This window comes from Solwaraspora sp. WMMA2059, assembly GCF_027497315.1.
Classification (GTDB): domain Bacteria; phylum Actinomycetota; class Actinomycetes; order Mycobacteriales; family Micromonosporaceae; genus Micromonospora_E.
The window spans coordinates 5,515,926-5,533,072 of the sequence record NZ_CP114908.1 but is presented as its reverse complement, the minus strand read 5'-3'; the positions used below and the strand labels follow the sequence as shown (position 1 = coordinate 5,533,072).

Below are 17,147 nucleotides of genomic sequence, written 5' to 3'. Positions count from 1 at the left end.
CGTTGCCTGCGCTGAGTAATCCGATTGCTGCAAACGCATGGTGGGCCGCCCATACCGCTACTGCCGCCAGAAGGAATGCTGCGGCGGTGAGGATCCGGCCCCTGACGAGGGTCGCGGTCATCGATGGGCGGCGGAGCGACCTCGACGGAACGACAACCGGATGAGAACCGCTCCGATGATGATCATAACTGCTGCGGTGACCGCCATCATGAGTGGCAGTGGCAGGCTGAGCTGCCCGAGACCGGCCACACCACCGAGGGTGACCGCAAGGTTCGCGCCGGTCCGCAGCAGTGAATCACCTGACATGACGTTGTCTCCTTGGCTGCGGGCGGATAGGGGGATTTTGCGCACGAGGGTTCGCCGAGATCGGTATTCGGCGGCACGTCCGGACGGGGGTCCGGTTGAGGTATGGAAGACGGAGACCCGACTGGCTGTTGTGATGCCGGCCGAAGGCGGTAACCGGGCGGTGCCTTGTTCGGCCGCAGCCAAGAGTAGTTGCGTCGGCGACAAAGCGCTAGATGCATCATCGCCTTGGGATCACAAGACAAACGTGAGTTCATCTGCGTTGCGATCGCTTTTCTGAATGCTCTTCGTGACTCATTCTCGGGTTTGTTCACGTTATGCGGCCTGGCCCATACGAGTTGCGAGTCGGCCGGTCAATCGATCGTTCCGCTCTGCTTGGCCGAACCGCCGACAGCGGGAGCACCGGCCAGCGGTCGACGGTGGATCAGCCCCTGGGCGGCCAGGGCCGCGGCCACCGCTGCCAGCGGCAGGGCCGGCAGCGCGTACCGGGGCTCGTACATGCCGATCGCCACGGTGAACACGGCCAGCCCTGGGCCGGCGACCACCAGCAGTACGGTGTCGAGCCGGATCCAGCCGGCGACCCGCCGCCCGGCGGCCAGCGCCGCGACGGTCAGCAGCACCGCCAACGACAGCACCACCGGGATGCCCCGGGTCCAGCTGCCGTACTGGTGCAGCGTCCGGGTCAGCGGGGTGGCCGGGTCCGCGACGACCGGCTCGGCGACCGCTGCCTGGTATCCGGTGGACGCCTGGGCTGGCGGACAGCTCTGCTCGACCCGCACGTCGGCGGAGCGGAACCGGACCGGCGGCACCAGCCGCTGCCGCAGGCACTCGTTCATCGGCCCGAGGTACAGACCGGGGACGAAGTGTGCCGCGCTCTCCCGGCCGACCGTCGCGAGGTAGTCGCCGGGCTGCTGACTGATCACCGACCGGGAGAAGCTGGTCAGCACCTGGGCACCCTCCGGCGTGTAGACCCAGTCGCCGAGTCGGGCCGGCCGCCGCCAGAAGAACGCATCGGCCCGGTCCCAACGCTGGCCCGGCGGCTGGTCCGGGCAGGCGACCCGCTCCTCGTCGGTCAGTTCGATGCGGTCGCAGTCGGCGATCATCGCGGCCCGGCCGTACAGGGCGGTGCCGCTCTGCGCGCTGTAGACGCTCTGCCGGTCGCCGATCCAGACCATCACCATGACGTACGGCACGCCGAAGGCGAGCAGGTAGCCCAGCACCGGCCGCCAGCCGACCCGACGTACCACCAGGTAGCCGGCGAGCAGGAGGGCGACCGGCAGCGCGGTGGGTTTGGTCACCCAGGCGACGGCGATCAGCCCGCCGGAGACAACGGCCGCCACCGGACCGGGTCGGGACGACCAGAGCAGTGCCCCGACCGCGGCGGCGAACAGCACCGTGAACATCAGGTCAGGCAGTAGGTAGTGACCCATGGTGAGGACCAGGGAGTCGAAGATCAGCGGTACGGCGGCCAGGGTGGCCAGCCAGCGGGCCACGCCCCGGCGCAGCAGCAGGGCGTACAGGGCGACGGCGAGCAGCAGGCTGAGCAGGTGCTGCACGGCCGCGACGGCGGCGAGTGTCCGGGTCTGCTGTAGCGCGGACAGCAGCAGAACGTAGCCGATCGGCCGGTTCGGGTGCGGCTCCAGCGGCTGCTGCAGCATCAGCAGGTACTCGCCGCTGTCGCCGTGGAACCAGAACGCCGGCTGATACGCGGCCAGGTAGGCGATCCGCAGTCCGAGACCGGCGGCGAGCAGGATCACCAGAGGCAGGTGGCGGCGCAGTGGCGTCATCCGGTCGCTCTGCCCCTCCCTCGACATGGCAGTACGCTTCATGCGTGACTACCAGCCGGGAGATCGACAGCATCCTGCAGCGTGGCGCCGACGGTGGGCGGATCTCCGCCGAGGAGGCGCTGCTGATCTACACCGAAGCGCCGTTCCACGCCCTCGGCGAGGCCGCGGACGCGGTGCGCCGTCGCCGGTACCCGGACAACGTCGTGACGTATCTGATCGATCGCAACATCAATTACACCAATGTCTGCGTCACCGCGTGTCGTTTTTGCGCTTTCTACCGGGCGCCCAAGCACGCCGAGGGCTGGGCCCACCCGATTGAGGAGATTCTGCGTCGTTGCGGCGAGGCGGTCGAGCTGGGCGCTACCCAGGTGATGCTCCAGGGTGGCCACCATCCCGATTTCGGGGTGGAGTACTACGAGCAGCTGTTCGGCGCGGTCAAGGCGGCGTACCCCCGGTTGGTGATCCACTCGATCGGGCCGAGCGAGATCCTGCACATGGCGAAGGTGTCCGACGTCTCGCTGGACGAGGCGATCACCCGGATCAAGGCCGCCGGGCTGGACTCGATCGCCGGTGCCGGCGCCGAGATGCTGCCGGACCGCCCTCGGCGGGCGATCGCCCCGCTCAAGGAGTCGGGGGCGCGCTGGCTGGAGGTCATGGAGCTGGCGCACCGGCACGGCATCGAGTCGACCGCCACGATGATGATGGGCACCGGGGAGACCAACGCGGAGCGGATCGAACATCTGCGGATGATCCGGGACGTCCAGGACTCCACCGGCGGTTTCCGGGCGTTCATCCCCTGGACGTACCAGCCGGAGAACAACCATCTCAAGGGCCGCACCCAGGCGACGACCCTGGAGTACCTGCGGATGATCGCGGTCTCCCGGCTCTTCTTCGACCAGGTGGCGCACCTGCAGGCGTCCTGGCTGACCACCGGCAAGGACGTCGGCCAGTTGGCGCTGCACATGGGGGTCGACGATCTCGGTTCGATCATGTTGGAGGAGAACGTGATCTCCTCGGCCGGCGCCCGGCACCGGTCGAACCTGCACGAGCTGATCTGGATGATCCGCTCGGCGGGCCGGATCCCCGCCCAGCGGGACACCGAGTACCACCATCTCGCCGTCCACCGCGATCCGGCGGACGACCCGACCGACGAGCGGGTGGTGTCGCACTTTTCCTCGATCGCGTTGCCCAACGGCGGGGCCCGCCGCGATCTGCCGCTGGTCGACGCGCACTGACCCGGCCGGGGCCGTGCGCTGACCGGCCCGGATTCGTCCGATCGGCTGGCTGGTGAGGCCGACCAGTCAGCCCCAGTCGGCCGGCGGGTGGGCCGGTGATCGGCCGGTCGTGGCGGGCGGCGCTGTCGATGCGGCGAGTTGGCGCGAACCTTAGGCCAAGGAGCCATAACGTGTTGATCACGAGGGGCGCGAAGCTTCCCGTCGGCCGCTAACGTCCTCGTCAACAACGTTCCGGCAGCCGCTCGCGCCGCGACGCCGTCCCCCTGGTGGTCGCAGGTCACGTCCCCTGATGGCGGTGGTCGCCGGAGCCGTACTCCAGCGGTCCGAGGGGGCCGTCTACATAACGCACGGCAGTACGGGCGAGGTGGTTCAACCCACCTCGCCCGTACTGTATGTGGCCTCGGTCACCCTCGCCGCCGGCCCCGCGCCGCAGGTCGGGACGGGCGACTGGCAAAGTGGTCGGGCGTGACTGACATCCCGCCGCCGGTCCGCGCCGGCCTGGACAAGCAGCCGGCCGAGGTCGCCGCGATGTTCGACGGCGTGGCCGGCCGGTACGACCTGACCAACACGGTGATCTCCTTCGGCCAGGACCGGCGGTGGCGCCGGGCCACCCGCGCTGCGCTCGACCTGCTTCCCGGCGACCGGGTGCTCGACGTCGGTGCCGGCACCGGAGTCTCCACCGCCGAACTCGGCCGGGGCGGGGTGTGGGCCGTCGGTTCGGACATCTCGCTCGGCATGCTGCGGGCCGGCCGCCGGGCCCGCCCGCAGGTGCCACTGCTCGCCGGGGACGCCCTGGCGTTGCCGTTCCAGGACGCCAGCTTCGACGCGGTGACGATCTCATTCGCCCTGCGCAACGTGGTCGACACCGATGCCGCGTTGGCCGAGCTGGCCCGGGTGACCCGGCCCGGCGGACGGTTGGTGGTGTGCGAGTTCAGTCAGCCGACCAGTCCCGCCTTCCAGACGCTCTACCTGTCCTATCTGATGCGGTCGCTGCCGGCGGTGGCCCGCGCGGTGGCGAGCAACCCGGATGCGTACGTCTATCTGGCCGAGTCAATCCGGCAGTGGCCGGACCAGGCGGCGCTCGCCGGGCGGATCACGGCGGCGGGGTGGCGGTCGGCGCAGTGGCGCAATCTCACCGGTGGGATCGTGGCGCTGCACCGCGCCACCCGGCGGTAGCGCCATGCGACCCGGGCGTAGCGCCACGTCATCGGGGAGCGGTGCCGTGCTGCCGTACGCCGGATCCGGGAGCGCGAGCGACGGGTCCGCCACTGCTCGGTGTCCGTCGATGGGTGATTTCGTGTCGTCGGTCACCCGCCGAGGTCGCTACCTCGCAGGGTTAGGGTCGCCTAACCGATTGCCGCCCTGTTAACGGTTCTAGACTCACCTGCGAGACGGCTTGTGAAGCATTTCACGAGCGACTGGGAGGCGAACGGGAGGTGGCTGTGAGCGAGACCGAAGCCGATGTGATCGTCGTCGGGGCGGGCCCCGGCGGTTCCGCGACCGCCTTCCACCTCGCCCGGCACGGCGCACGGGTGCTCCTGCTGGAAAAGACCACGTTTCCCCGGGAAAAGGTCTGCGGTGACGGGCTCACGCCGCGCGCTGTCAAGCAGTTGATCAAGCTGGGTGTCGACACCTCGCCCGAGGCCGGCTGGCTGCACAACCGTGGCCTGCGGGTGATCGGCGGCGGCATCCGGCTCGAACTCGACTGGCCCGACCTGGCCAGCTTCCCCAACTACGGCCTGGTCCGAACCCGGCTGGACTTCGACGATCTGCTGGCCAGGCAGGCGGTCGAGGCGGGGGCGGTGCTGCACACCGGCACCAACGTGGTGGCCCCGGTGCTGGACGCCACCGGGCGGGCGATCGGCGTGACCGCCGAGGTCGGCCCGGACAAGCAGCCGGCCACCTTCCACGCCCCGTTGATCGTCGCCGCCGACGGGGTCTCCGGCCGGTTCCCGCTCGCCATGGGGCTGGCCAAGCGCGAGGACCGGCCGATCGGAGTCGCGGTCCGGCGGTACTACCGGTCGCCGGTGCGGCACCGGGACGAGTACCTGGAGTCCTGGCTGGAGCTGCGCAGCCGGGAGGGCGGCGAGAAACTGCTGCCCGGCTACGGTTGGATCTTCGGCATGGGCGACGGCCGGGTCAACGTCGGCCTGGGCGTACTCAACTCGTCCAGCGCCTTCGGCAAGACCAACTACCGGCGGATGCTCACCGACTGGCTGGGCAGCACACCACCGGACTGGGGGCTGGCCGACGAGGCCAACGCCGACGGCCCGATCCTCGGCGCGGCACTGCCGATGGGCTTCAACCGGGTCCCGCACTACACCCGGGGAGTCCTGCTGGTCGGCGACTCCGGCGGTATGGTCAACCCGTTCAACGGTGAAGGCATCGCGTACGCGATGGAGTCCGGTGAGCTCGCCGCCGAGGTGGCGGTGCAGGCGTTGGCCCGGCCGGCCGGCGCCGACCGGGAGCGGGCGCTGGCGCACTACCCGAACGAGCTGAAGGCCCGCTACGGGGGCTACTACCGGCTCGGCAACATCTTCGTGAAGATGATCGGCAACCCACAGATCATGCGAATCGCCACCAAGCACGGCATGCCGCATCCGACACTGATGCGGTTCGTGCTGAAGCTGCTGGCGAACCTGACCGATCCGCGTGGCGGGGACGCGATGGACCGGATGATCAACGCGATGACCAAGGTGGCTCCGGCCGTGTGACGCCGCCGGCAGCACCCCGGGCCGTCGGCCCACCGCAGTAGTCGCCAGGATGGGGCAACGACGCCCGGTCCCGGCGGGAGACATCACAGATCGCTGGAAACTGACCGCGGGCAGGGAAGGACGAGCAGGAGAAACCCATGTCACTCTCGCCTTACATACCCATCGTCGGGGTGTTCGCCCTCGCCTCGGCCTTCGCGTTGTTCTCGGTGGCGGCCGCCCGGCTGGCCGGGCCGCTGCGCTACAACCGGGCCAAGCTCGAAGCGTACGAGTGTGGGATCGAGCCCAGCCCGGAGCCGGTCGGCGGCGGTCGGATCCCGATCAAGTTCTATCTGACCGCGATGATGTTCATCATCTTCGACATCGAGATCATCTTCCTGATCCCGTGGGCGGTCTCGCTGGACCCGCTCGGCGCGTTCGGCTACGTCGCGGTCTCGCTGTTCATCGTCGCCGTCTCGGTCGCCTACGTGTACGAGTGGCGGCGCGGCGGGCTCGACTGGGACTGACGGAGGAACCATGGGAATCGAGGAGAAACTCCCCGCCGGCGTACTGCTCACCTCGGTGGAGAAGCTGGTCAACTGGTCCCGCAAGACCTCCGTCTGGGGGGCGACCTTCGGCCTGGCCTGCTGCGCGATCGAGATGATGGCGGCCGGTGCTCCGCACTACGACATGGGTCGCTGGGGCATGGAGGTCTTCCGGGCCTCGCCGCGGCAGGCGGACCTGATGATCGTGGCTGGTCGGGTCAGTCAGAAGATGGCCCCGGTGCTGCGGCAGATCTACGACCAGATGGCCGAGCCCCGCTGGGTGTTGTCGATGGGGGTCTGCGCCTCCAGCGGCGGCATGTTCAACAACTACGCCATCGTGCAGGGCGTGGACCACGTGGTGCCGGTCGACATGTACCTGCCCGGCTGCCCGCCCCGCCCGGAGATGCTCATCGACGCGGTCCTCAAGCTGCGGGAGAAGATCGGCCACGAGCCACTCGGCCCGAACGGGCGCAAGATGCTGGAGGCCCGCCGGGCCCGCGGTGACGTGCCGGTGGTCGCGCCCGGGGCGATGCCGTCGTCGTACCGCTCCGACAAGGCCCGCCGGGCCGAGTGGGAGCAGGCCGTCCGGGAAGGCCGCGAGGAACAGTTGCGGATCGAGAACTGGATGAAGGCCCAGAACCACCTGCACGCCCGGGAGCGGCTGAAGTGATTCCCGCGTCGACCAGCGAAAGGACGATCCAGTGACCGGGCCGACCAACGCGCCCAGTGAGCAGCCGGGTGGCGGGGTACCCGCCGCCGCCCCGCCGGTCGGGGCTACCAGCGGCGCGCCGGCCGAGTTCCCGCCGGCCAGTGGAGCCGGCCGCGGCATGTTCGGCATCCAGGGCTCCGGCGACACGTCCGGCTTCGGCGGCCTGGTCCGCCGCCGGGCCAGCGTGGCCGGCACCGAGCGGCCGTACGGCGGCTACTTCGACGAGGTGTGCGACGCCCTTGAGGAGGCGTACCCGGCCTTCGCCGACGCGATCGAGAAGGTCGTGGTCGACCGGGGTGAGCTGACCCTGCACATCAAGCCGGAGCGGATCGCCGAGGTCTGCCGGGTGATGCGCGACGACGAGGCGCTGCGCTTCGAGCTCTGCTCCTCGGTGTCCGGGGCGGACTACCTGGGTGCCGACGAGCGTCGGCTGCACGTCGTCTACCAGCTGACCTCGATGACCTACCGGCGTCGGGTCCGGCTGGAGGCGGCGGTCACCGCCGAGGATCCGCACCTGCCGAGCGTCACCGCCGTCTACCCGACCGCCGACTGGCAGGAACGGGAGACGTACGACATGTTCGGCGTCGTCTTCGACGGCCACCCGGCGCTGACCCGGATCCTGATGCCGGACGACTGGGAGGGCCACCCACAGCGCAAGGACTACCCGCTGGGCGGCGTCCCGGTGGAGTACAAGGGCGCCGAGATCCCACCGCCGGACAAGCGGAGGAGCTACCAATGACGGCCGGATACGCAACCGAACGCGAGACCGACGAGGGCAAGGTCTTCACCGTCACCGGTGGCGACTGGGACACCGTGGTCGGCGGTACGGACCCGCTCACCGACGAGCGGATCATCGTCAACATGGGCCCGCAGCACCCGTCCACCCACGGGGTGCTGCGGCTGGTGCTGGAGCTGGAGGGGGAGACCGTCCGGGAGGCCCGGACGGTCGTCGGCTACCTGCACACCGGGATCGAGAAGAACCTCGAGTACCGCAACTGGGTGCAGGGCACCACGTTCGTCACCCGGATGGACTACCTGGCGCCGATCTTCAACGAGACGGCGTACAGCCTGGCGGTGGAGAAGCTGCTCGGGATCACCGACGACATCACCGAGCGGGCGAACACCATCCGGGTGCTGATGATGGAGCTCAACCGGATCTCCTCGCACCTGATCTGGCTGGGCACCACCGGCCTGGAGCTCGGCGCGATCTCGATCATGCTGTACTGCTTCCGGGAGCGCGAGTACATCCTGGAGATCTTCGAACTGGTCTCCGGGCTGCGGATGAACATGGCCTACGTGCGGCCCGGCGGGGTCGCCCAGGACGTGCCGGACGAGGCGATCACCAAGATCCGTGAGTTCCTCAAGGTGATGCCGAAGCGGCTCAAGGAGTACGAGGACCTGCTCTCCGGGCAGCCGATCTGGCTGGAGCGGACGCAGAACGTCGGGGTGCTCGACGTCACCGGTTGCCTCTCGCTGGGCGTCACCGGCCCGGTGCTGCGCTCCGCCGGCCTGGCCTGGGACCTGCGCAAGACCATGCCGTACTGCGGTTACGAGGACTACGAGTTCGACGTGCCGACCACGCCGACCGCCGACGTCTGGGGCCGCTACCTGGTCCGGATGGCCGAGATGCGCGAGTCGCTCAAGATTATCGAGCAGGCGTTGGACCGGTTGAAGCCCGGTCCGATCATGGTCGCCGACAAGAAGATCGCCTGGCCGGCGCAGCTGGCCATCGGCGTGGACGGCATGGGCAACTCGCTGGAGCACGTCGCCAAGATCATGGGTCAGTCGATGGAGTCGCTGATCCACCACTTCAAGCTGGTGACCGAGGGCTTCCGGGTGCCGCCCGGCCAGGTGTACGTCGGCATCGAGTCCCCCCGCGGCGAGTTGGGCGTGCACGCCGTCTCCGACGGCGGGACCAGACCGTACCGGGTGCACTACCGCGAACCGAGCTTCGTGAACCTCCAGGCGATCCCGGCCATGGCCGAGGGCGGGCTGCTCGCCGACGTGATCGCCGGGGGCGCCTCGTTGGACCCCGTGATGGGTGGGTGTGACCGCTGATGGGCTTCAGTCAGGAAACGCACGACCGGGCCCGGGAAATCATCGCCCGCTACCCGGCGGACCGCTCCCGGTCGGCACTGCTGCCGCTGCTGCACCTGGTGCAGTCCGAGGAGGGCTACGTCTCGCCGGCCGGCGTCGAGTTCTGCGCCGAACAGCTGGGCATCAACAAGGCCCAGGTCAGCGCGGTCGCCACCTTCTACACCATGTACAAGCGCCGGCCCACCGGCGACTGGCTGGTCAGCGTCTGCACCAACACCATGTGCGACGTACTCGGCGGCCAGCGGGTCTACGACGCGCTCAGCGAGCACCTCGGCGTCGGCCACGAGGAGACCACCGCCGACGGCACCATCACCCTGGAGCACGCCGAGTGCCTGGCCGCCTGCGACTACGGCCCGGTGATGACCGTCAACTACGACTTCTTCGACAAGGTCGACCCGGACATCGCGCTCGGCGTGGTCGCCGAGCTGCAGTCCGGCGGCCGCCCGGCACCCACCCGGGGTGCCCGGCTGTGCACGCTGAAGGAGATGTCGCTGCAGCTGGCCGGCTTCTCCGACACCCGCGAGGGCGCGGTCGCCGACGGTCCGGCCGGCGATGCCACGCTGCGCGGCCTGCGGCTGGCCCAGCAGCACGGCGTCTCGGTCGCCGGCTTCGACCCGAACACGCCGATCAGCGGCGACACCCCCGCCCCGGCACCCAGCCGGCCGGCGCCGGCGGCGACCGGCAGCACCGCGCCGGACGTCAAGGCACCGCAGGCCAAGTCGCCGGAGATCCGGGCCGCCGAGACCCGCGCCCCGGACGCGAAGACCCCGGCCCCGGACGCCCCCGGCACCACCGTGCCGACCGACCGGGCCGAGCCGGACAGCGACGCCGAGGCCGCCGAGTCGGCCGGCGCCGCCGCCAACCCGCCCGCCGGTGACGCCAAACCGGCCGGCGACAACTCGCAGCCACAGCGCGGGTCGCTGCGGGACGCGCGCAGCGAGGAGGGCACCCGATGACCCAGCCGCGACAGGAAACTCTGCAGAAGCTGACCCCGGTGCTGACCAAGCGTTGGCTGTCACCGGACGCCTGGAAGATCGACGTCTACCAGCAGCTCGACGGCTACGCCGCGCTGCGCAAGGTGCTGACCGGTACGCCGGACGGCCGGGGTCGCGGCGCCGACCCGGTGCACCCGGACGACCTGATCAAGCTGATCAAGGACTCCGGGCTGCGTGGTCGGGGCGGTGCCGGCTTCCCCACCGGCCTCAAGTGGGGGTTCATTCCGCAGGGCGACGGCAAGCCGCACTACCTGGTGGTCAACGCCGACGAGGGCGAGCCGGGCACCTGCAAGGACCTGCCGCTGATGATGTACGACCCGCACTCGCTGGTCGAAGGCGTCATCATCGCCTCGTACGCGATCCGGGCCAGCCGCGCCTACATCTACATCCGCGGTGAGGCGGTGCACGCCGCCCGGCGGCTGCGCAACGCGGTCGACGAGGCGTACCGGGCCGGCTACCTCGGCACGGACATCCTCGGCTCCGGGTTCGATCTGGACCTGGTGGTGCACAGCGGCGCGGGTGCCTACATCTGCGGCGAGGAGACGGCGCTGCTGGACTCCCTCGAAGGGTTCCGTGGCCAGCCCCGGCTGCGTCCGCCGTTCCCGGCCACCCACGGCCTGTACGCCTGCCCGACCGTGGTCAACAACGTCGGCACCATCTCCAGCGTGCCGTACATCGTGCTCGGCGGCGCCGCCTGGTGGAAGAGCATGGGTACGGAGAAGTCGTCCGGCCCGATGATCTACTCGCTCTCCGGCCGGATCGCCAACCCGGGGCAGTACGAGTGCTCGATGGGCATCACCCTGCGCGAGCTGATCGAGCTGGCCGGCGGCATGCAGCCCGGTCACGAGCTGCGGTTCTGGACGCCGGGCGGTTCGTCGACCCCGCTGCTCACCGCCGAGCACCTGGACGTACCACTGGACTTCGAAGGGGTGGCCGGCGCCGGCTCGATCCTCGGCACCACCGCCACCCAGATCTTCTCCGACCAGGACTGCCCGGTGTACGCCACCTACCGGTGGCTGGAGTTCTACCACCACGAGTCGTGCGGCAAGTGCACCCCGTGCCGGGAGGGCAACTACTGGATGGTGCGGGTCTTCCGGCGGATCCTGGCCGGCCAGGGCACCCACGAGGACCTGGACACCCTGCTCGACACCTGCGACAACATCCTCGGCCGCTCGTTCTGTGGCCTCGGCGACGGCGCGACCAGCTCGGTGACCTCCTCGCTGAAGTACTTCAAGCAGGACTACCTCGACTACATCGAGGGCCGCACGGCACCGAAGCTGTCGGAGAAGACTCTGGTGGGGGCCCACTGATGAGTGACGTAGCGAAAGCCACCGAGACGGTGACGTTGACCATCGACGGCGTCGAGGTCACCGCGCCCAAGGGCGCCCTGCTGATCCGGGTCGCCGAGAAGCTGGGCATCGAGATCCCCCGGTTCTGCGACCACCCGCTACTCGCCCCGGCCGGCGCCTGCCGGCAGTGTCTGGTCGACGTGGAGGGGCAGCGCAAACCCGTCGCCTCCTGCACCCAGACGGTCGCCGACGGCATGGTGGTCCGCACCCAGCTCACCTCCGAGGTGGCCAAGAAGGCCCAGCAGGGGATCATGGAGCTGCTGCTGGTCAACCACCCGCTCGACTGCCCGATGTGCGACAAGGGCGGCGAGTGTCCGCTGCAGAACCAGGCGATGTCCACCGGCCGGCCGGACTCCCGGTTCCACGAGCACAAGCGGGAGTACCCGAAGCCTGTCGAGATCTCCACCCAGGTGCTGCTGGACCGGGAGCGCTGCGTGCTCTGCCAGCGCTGCACCCGGTTCTCCGAGGAGATTGCCGGCGACGCCTTCATCGACCTGATGGACCGCTCCTCCGGCGAGCAGATCAACGTCTACCGGGACGAGGCGTTCGGCGCCGAGCCGGCGCCGGACGGTGAGGGCGACGGTGACGTGCCGTTCAACTCCTACTTTTCCGGCAACACGGTGCAGATCTGCCCGGTCGGCGCGCTCACCGGTGCCCAGTACCGGTTCCGGGCCCGCCCGTTCGACCTGGTCTCCTCGCCGAGCGTCTGTGAGCACTGCTCGGCCGGTTGCGCGCAGCGAACCGACCACCGGCGCGGCAAGGTGATGCGTCGGCTGGCCGGCGACGACCCGGCGGTCAACGAGGAGTGGAACTGCGACAAGGGCCGGTGGGGGTTCCGCTACGCCACCGCCACCGACCGGCTCACCACCCCGCTGGTCCGCGACGCCGACACCGGTGAGCTGCGGGAGGCGTCCTGGAGCGAGGCCCTGGCGGTCGCCGCCGACGGGCTGCGCAACGCCCGCGACGGGGCGTACGGCGTCGGGGTGCTCACCGGCGGTCGGCTCACCGTCGAGGACGCGTACGCGTACGCCAAGTTCGCCCGGGTGGCGCTGCGCACCAACGACATCGACTTCCGGGCCCGGCCGGTCACCGGTGCCGCCGGCTCCACCGAGGAGGCCGACTTCCTGGCCGCCCGGGTGGCCGGCGCCTCCGACGTCACCTACGCCGACGTCGAGCGGGCCCCGGTGGTGGTGGTCGCCGGGCTGGAGCCGGAGGAGGAGTGCCCGATCCTCTTCCTGCGGCTGCGCAAGGCGTACAGCAAGAAAGGGCTGCGGGTGATCGCCCTGGCCCCGTATCTGAGCCGCGGCCTGGAGAAGCTGGGCGCCACGTTGGTGCCGACCGTGCCCGGCGACGAGGCGCGGCTGCTCACCGAGGACCGCGCGGTCACCGAGGCGCTCGGTCGGTCCGGCGCGATCCTGTTCGTCGGCGAGCGGCTGGCCACCGTACCCGGTGGGTTGTCGGCCGCCGGCGCGGTCGCCGAGCGGGCCGGCGCGAAGCTGGCCTGGGTGCCGCGTCGGGCCGGTGACCGGGGCGCGGTCGACGCCGGCTGCCTGCCGAACCTGCTGCCCGGCGGTCGTCCGGTCGCCGACGCGGCGGCCCGGGCGGAGCTGACCGGGGCCTGGGACATCGGTGCCGGGACCATCCCGTCCGAGCCGGGCCGCGACGTCGACGCGATCGTCGCGGCGACCGCCGCCGGCAAGATCGGCGCGCTGGTCGTCGCCGGGGTCGACCCGGCCGACCTGGCCGACCCGCGGCTCGCCGAGCAGGCCCTCGACGCGGTGCCGTTCCTGGTCAGCCTGGAGATCCGGCACAGCGCGGTGACCCGCCGCGCGGACGTGGTCCTGCCGGTGGCACCGGCGGTGGAGAAGGCCGGCAGCTACCTCGACTGGGAGGGCCGGCTGCGCACCTTCGAAGCGGTGCTGACCACCACCGCCATGGCCGACTCCCGGGTGCTCGATGCGCTCGCCGCTCAGCTCGGTGTGGCACTCGGCACCGGCGAGGTCAACCTGATCCGCCGGGAGCTGGGCGCGCTGCCGGCCACCAAGGCGCAGCGTCCCGGGCTCCCGCTGGTTGACCCGACGGCACCGGCCAGCCCGGGTGCCGGCGAGGCGGTGCTGGCCACCTGGCACCACCTGATCGACCTCGGCAGCCTCACCGACGGCGACCCCTACCTGGGCGGCACCGCGCGGCCGCCGGTGGTCCGGCTGGCCAAGTCGCTGGCCGGGGCGCTCGGGGTGGCCGACGGGGATCCGGTCACCGTCGGCACCGACCGGGGCGCGGTCACCCTGCCGGCGGCGGTCACCGACCTGCTGCCCGACGGGGTGGTCTGGCTACCTACGAACTCGCCCGGCTCGACGGTGCGCCGCAGCCTCGGCGCGGTCTCCGGATCAGTGGTCCGGGTCAGCCACAACGGCGCGACGAACCCGAACCTAGGGGGTCTGCGGTGAACCCACTGGCACAGGAACCGACGCTGTCCGACTTCGGGCTGGACCCCTGGTGGCTGATCCTGATCAAGGTGGTCTTCGCCTTCGTGTTCGGGCTGCTGGGCACCCTGCTCGGGGTCTGGTTCGAGCGGCGGGTGGTCGGCCGGATGCAGGTCCGTCCCGGCCCCAACCAGGCCGGCCCGTTCGGCCTGCTGCAGACCCTGGCCGACGGGCTGAAGATGGCCTTCAAGGAGGACATCCTCCCCAAGGCGTCGGACAAGGTGGTCTACTTCTTCGCCCCGACCATCTCGGTGATCTGCGCGGTCACCGCGCTGTCGGTGATCCCGTTCGGCCCGATGGTGAGCATCTTCGGCACCCAGACCCCGCTGCAGGTCACCGACGTGCCGGTGGCGGTGCTGGTGCTGCTGGCCTGCTCGTCGATGGGCGTGTACGGGCTGGTGCTCGGCGGCTGGGCGTCCGGGTCGACGTACCCGCTGCTCGGTGGTCTGCGCTCGACGGCGCAGGTGATCTCGTACGAGATCGCGCTCGGGTTGTCGGTGGTCGGCGTCTTCATGACCGCCGGCACCATGTCGACCAGCGGGATCGTCGCCGCCCAGTCCGGCGGTGACCTGTTCACCTCGATCGGCGGGTTCGACCTGTACGCCCCGGGCTGGTACGCGATCCTGCTGCTGCCCAGCTTCATCATCTTCTTCATCGCTGCGGTGGCGGAGACCAACCGGGCGCCGTTCGATCTGCCCGAGGCGGAGTCCGAGCTGGTCGCCGGGTACATGACCGAGTACAGCTCGCTGAAGTTCGCGCTGTTCATGCTCTCCGAGTACGTCGCCATGGTGACCATGTCGGCGGTGACGGTGACACTGTTCCTCGGCGGCTGGCGGGCCCCCTGGCCGATCAGCATCTGGGACGGGGCGAACAGCGGCTGGTGGCCGATGCTCTGGTTCATGGGCAAGGTCATCGCGCTGATCTTCGTTTTCGTCTGGCTCCGCGGCACCCTGCCCCGGCTGCGCTACGACCAGTTCATGCGGTTCGGCTGGAAGGTGCTGCTGCCGATCAACCTGGCCTGGATTCTGGCCCTCGGCGGAATCCGGGTGACCAGCGGCTGGGAGCGCAACGACCGGCTGATCGCGATCGGTATCCCGGTCGCCATCCTGCTCGCCGTGGTGATCTTCTGGCCGACGCGCAAGGAGCGGCCGGCGCCGACCCTGCAGGAGCAGGTCGACTCCCGGCCACCGGGCAGCTTCCCGCTGCCCCCGATGGACCTGCAGGTCCCGCCCAGCCCGCGGGCCAAGCGGGCGGTAGCCGAACGGGAACCGGCCCAGGTCGGTCCCGCCACCGACGACAAGGAGGTGTGACGTGGGCGCGATCACGGGAACGTTCAAGGGCTTCGGGGTCACCTTCTCCCACATGTTCCGCAAGGTGGTCACCACCGACTACCCGTTCAAGCCGCCGGTGTCCGCGCCGCGCTACCACGGCCGGCACATCCTCAACCGGCACCCGGACGGGCTGGAAAAATGCATCGGCTGTGAGCTGTGCGCCTGGGCCTGCCCGGCCGACGCGATCTACGTCGAGGGCGGCGACAACACCGAGGAGCAGCGGTTCTCCCCGGGTGAGCGGTACGCCAGCACGTACCAGATCAACTACGCGCGGTGCATCTTCTGCGGGCTGTGCATCGAGGCCTGCCCGACCCGGTCGTTGACCATGAGTAACGAGTACGAGTTGGCCCGCGACTCCCGGCAGGACCTGATCTTCACCAAGGAGCAGCTGCTGGCGCCGCTGCTGCCGGGGATGGAGCAGCCGCCGCACCCGATGAGGTTGGGCGACAGCGAGAAGGACTACTACGTCGGCGCGCTGACCAACCCGGGCACCTCGGCGGGTGCCGAACGGGCGCCCTGGTCGGAGCAGGGCACCCAGGACGGCTCGGGGACGACGGGAGAGGGCAAGTCATGACCGAGCTCGCAGCGGAGGTCTCCACCGGGGAGGCGGTGACCTTCTGGATCCTGGCTCCGCTCGCGCTGCTCGGCGCGATCGGCATGGTGTGGGCCCGCAACGCGGTGCACTCCGCGCTCTGGCTGGTGCTGACCATGCTCTGCCTCGGCGTGTTCTACGTCGTGCAGGGCGGGCCGTTCATCGGCCTGGTGCAGATCATCGTCTACACCGGCGCGATCATGATGCTCTTCCTGTTCGTGCTGATGCTGGTCGGCCGGGACGCCTCCGACTCGTTGATCGAGACGCTGCGCGGACAGCGGATCGCCGCGGTCGCCCTCGGCGTCGGCTTCGCCGCGCTGGTCGGCACCGGGCTGTACCGGGGCCTCGGCGGGGTGCAGGCGGTCGGCCTGGAGCAGGCCAACGCGGACGGCAACGTGCAGGGCATCGCCGCCCTGCTGTTCGGCCGCTACCTGGTCGCGTTCGAGGTGACCGCCGCCCTGCTGACCACCGCTGCGATCGGCGCGTTGATCCTGGCGCACATCGAGAAGCGCAAGGAGCAGCGGCGCGGCCAGCCGGAAATGATGCGGGCCCGGTTCGCCCCCGGCAACTACCCCGGCCCGAAGCCGGGTCCGGGTGTCTACGCCACCTCCACCTCGGTGGCCACCCCCGGCCGGCTGCCGGACGGCACGCTCACCAACCGGAGCATCCCGGCGATCCTGCCGACGCGCGAACTCTCGCCCAGCGAGGCCGCCCCGAAGGGGACTGACAAATGACTCCGGACAACTACCTGATCCTGTCGGCGGTGCTGTTCACCATCGGCGCGGTCGGCGTGCTGGTCCGCCGTAACGCGATCGTGCTGTTCATGTGCATCGAGCTGATGCTCAACTCCGCGAACCTGGCGCTGGTCACGTTCAGCCGGATCAACGGTGACCTCAACGGCCAGATCATCGCCTTCTTCGTGATGGTCGTGGCGGCAGCCGAGGTGGTCGTGGGGCTCGCCATCATCATGACCATCTTCCGGACTCGACGCTCGGCGAGCGTCGACGACGCCAACCTGCTGAAGTACTAAA

15 protein-coding genes and 1 pseudogene are annotated in these 17,147 nt (G+C 70.1%); 14 read left to right on the top strand and 2 right to left on the bottom strand.

The window, feature by feature from the left end; all coding sequences use genetic code 11:
* Positions 1–117 precede the first annotated feature (117 nt).
* Positions 118–306, bottom strand: a complete 189-nt coding sequence (locus tag O7553_RS25375) for a hypothetical protein (protein ID WP_281552104.1) — start codon at positions 304–306, stop codon at positions 118–120.
* Positions 307–656: 350 nt separating this feature from the next.
* Positions 657–2,132 carry a phospholipid carrier-dependent glycosyltransferase gene (locus O7553_RS25370; protein ID WP_281552103.1) on the bottom strand — a complete coding sequence of 492 codons (1,476 nt, stop codon included), beginning with the start codon at positions 2,130–2,132 and terminating at the stop codon, positions 657–659.
* A 2-nt stretch (positions 2,133–2,134) separates the two neighbouring features.
* On the opposite strand from O7553_RS25370, the gene mqnC reads away from it, so the two are divergent.
* The 14 genes and pseudogenes from mqnC (at position 2,135) to nuoK (ending at position 17,146) form a co-directional block, all read left to right on the top strand.
* Complete coding sequence (gene mqnC, locus O7553_RS25365; protein ID WP_281552102.1) at positions 2,135–3,325, top strand: cyclic dehypoxanthinyl futalosine synthase; 1,191 nt, start codon at positions 2,135–2,137, stop codon at positions 3,323–3,325.
* 474 nt (positions 3,326–3,799) lie between these two features.
* On the top strand, positions 3,800–4,501 hold the full coding sequence (locus O7553_RS25360) for a demethylmenaquinone methyltransferase (RefSeq protein WP_281555749.1): 702 nt from the start codon (positions 3,800–3,802) through the stop codon (positions 4,499–4,501).
* Between the two features lie 266 nt (positions 4,502–4,767).
* Complete coding sequence (locus tag O7553_RS25355) at positions 4,768–6,039, top strand: geranylgeranyl reductase family protein (RefSeq protein WP_281552101.1); 1,272 nt, start codon at positions 4,768–4,770, stop codon at positions 6,037–6,039.
* Positions 6,040–6,176: 137 nt separating this feature from the next.
* The gene (locus O7553_RS25350) at positions 6,177–6,542 is read left to right on the top strand and encodes an NADH-quinone oxidoreductase subunit A (protein ID WP_123607118.1); all 366 of its coding nucleotides are present in this window, start codon (positions 6,177–6,179) and stop codon (positions 6,540–6,542) included.
* Positions 6,543–6,552: 10 nt separating this feature from the next.
* On the top strand, positions 6,553–7,230 hold the full coding sequence (locus O7553_RS25345; protein WP_123607119.1) for an NADH-quinone oxidoreductase subunit B: 678 nt from the start codon (positions 6,553–6,555) through the stop codon (positions 7,228–7,230).
* A 31-nt stretch (positions 7,231–7,261) separates the two neighbouring features.
* Positions 7,262–8,008 (top strand): NADH-quinone oxidoreductase subunit C, encoded by a 747-nt coding sequence (locus tag O7553_RS25340; protein WP_281552100.1) that lies wholly within the window; start codon positions 7,262–7,264, stop codon positions 8,006–8,008.
* Entirely contained in the window at positions 8,005–9,327 is a 1,323-nt protein-coding gene (locus O7553_RS25335) for an NADH-quinone oxidoreductase subunit D (protein ID WP_281552099.1), read from the top strand. Before O7553_RS25340 ends, O7553_RS25335 begins: the two co-directional genes overlap by 4 nt.
* On the top strand, positions 9,324–10,322 hold the full coding sequence (nuoE, locus tag O7553_RS25330; RefSeq protein ID WP_281555748.1) for an NADH-quinone oxidoreductase subunit NuoE: 999 nt from the start codon (positions 9,324–9,326) through the stop codon (positions 10,320–10,322). Before O7553_RS25335 ends, nuoE begins: the two co-directional genes overlap by 4 nt.
* Positions 10,319–11,671 carry an NADH-quinone oxidoreductase subunit NuoF gene (nuoF, locus tag O7553_RS25325; protein WP_281552098.1) on the top strand — a complete coding sequence of 451 codons (1,353 nt, stop codon included), beginning with the start codon at positions 10,319–10,321 and terminating at the stop codon, positions 11,669–11,671. Before nuoE ends, nuoF begins: the two co-directional genes overlap by 4 nt.
* Positions 11,671–14,189, top strand: a pseudogene (locus tag O7553_RS25320) (NADH-quinone oxidoreductase subunit G); the annotation flags it as partial. The gene nuoF and the pseudogene O7553_RS25320, both read left to right, overlap by 1 nt.
* The gene (gene nuoH, locus O7553_RS25315; protein WP_348651209.1) at positions 14,163–15,503 is read left to right on the top strand and encodes an NADH-quinone oxidoreductase subunit NuoH; all 1,341 of its coding nucleotides are present in this window, start codon (positions 14,163–14,165) and stop codon (positions 15,501–15,503) included. The pseudogene O7553_RS25320 and the gene nuoH, both read left to right, overlap by 27 nt.
* Before the next feature lies 1 nt (position 15,504).
* Positions 15,505–16,098, top strand: a complete 594-nt coding sequence (nuoI, locus tag O7553_RS25310; RefSeq protein WP_348650034.1) for an NADH-quinone oxidoreductase subunit NuoI — start codon at positions 15,505–15,507, stop codon at positions 16,096–16,098.
* On the top strand, positions 16,095–16,850 hold the full coding sequence (locus tag O7553_RS25305; RefSeq protein ID WP_281552095.1) for an NADH-quinone oxidoreductase subunit J: 756 nt from the start codon (positions 16,095–16,097) through the stop codon (positions 16,848–16,850). The genes nuoI and O7553_RS25305 overlap by 4 nt, the downstream gene beginning before the upstream one ends.
* Positions 16,847–17,146: an NADH-quinone oxidoreductase subunit NuoK gene (gene nuoK / locus O7553_RS25300; RefSeq protein ID WP_123607128.1), complete on the top strand. Its 300-nt coding sequence runs from the start codon at positions 16,847–16,849 to the stop codon at positions 17,144–17,146. The genes O7553_RS25305 and nuoK overlap by 4 nt, the downstream gene beginning before the upstream one ends.
* Position 17,147 lies beyond the last annotated feature (1 nt).

Coding starts and splice junctions, on each gene's coding strand:
- O7553_RS25375 (WP_281552104.1), bottom strand. CDS start 306: ATGTCAGGTGATTCACTGCTGCGGACCGGCGCGAACCTTGCGGTCACC.
- O7553_RS25370 (WP_281552103.1), bottom strand. CDS start 2,132: ATGAAGCGTACTGCCATGTCGAGGGAGGGGCAGAGCGACCGGATGACG.
- O7553_RS25350 (WP_123607118.1), top strand. CDS start 6,177: ATGTCACTCTCGCCTTACATACCCATCGTCGGGGTGTTCGCCCTCGCC.
- O7553_RS25345 (WP_123607119.1), top strand. CDS start 6,553: ATGGGAATCGAGGAGAAACTCCCCGCCGGCGTACTGCTCACCTCGGTG.
- O7553_RS25335 (WP_281552099.1), top strand. CDS start 8,005: ATGACGGCCGGATACGCAACCGAACGCGAGACCGACGAGGGCAAGGTC.
- nuoF (WP_281552098.1), top strand. CDS start 10,319: ATGACCCAGCCGCGACAGGAAACTCTGCAGAAGCTGACCCCGGTGCTG.
- O7553_RS25305 (WP_281552095.1), top strand. CDS start 16,095: ATGACCGAGCTCGCAGCGGAGGTCTCCACCGGGGAGGCGGTGACCTTC.
- nuoK (WP_123607128.1), top strand. CDS start 16,847: ATGACTCCGGACAACTACCTGATCCTGTCGGCGGTGCTGTTCACCATC.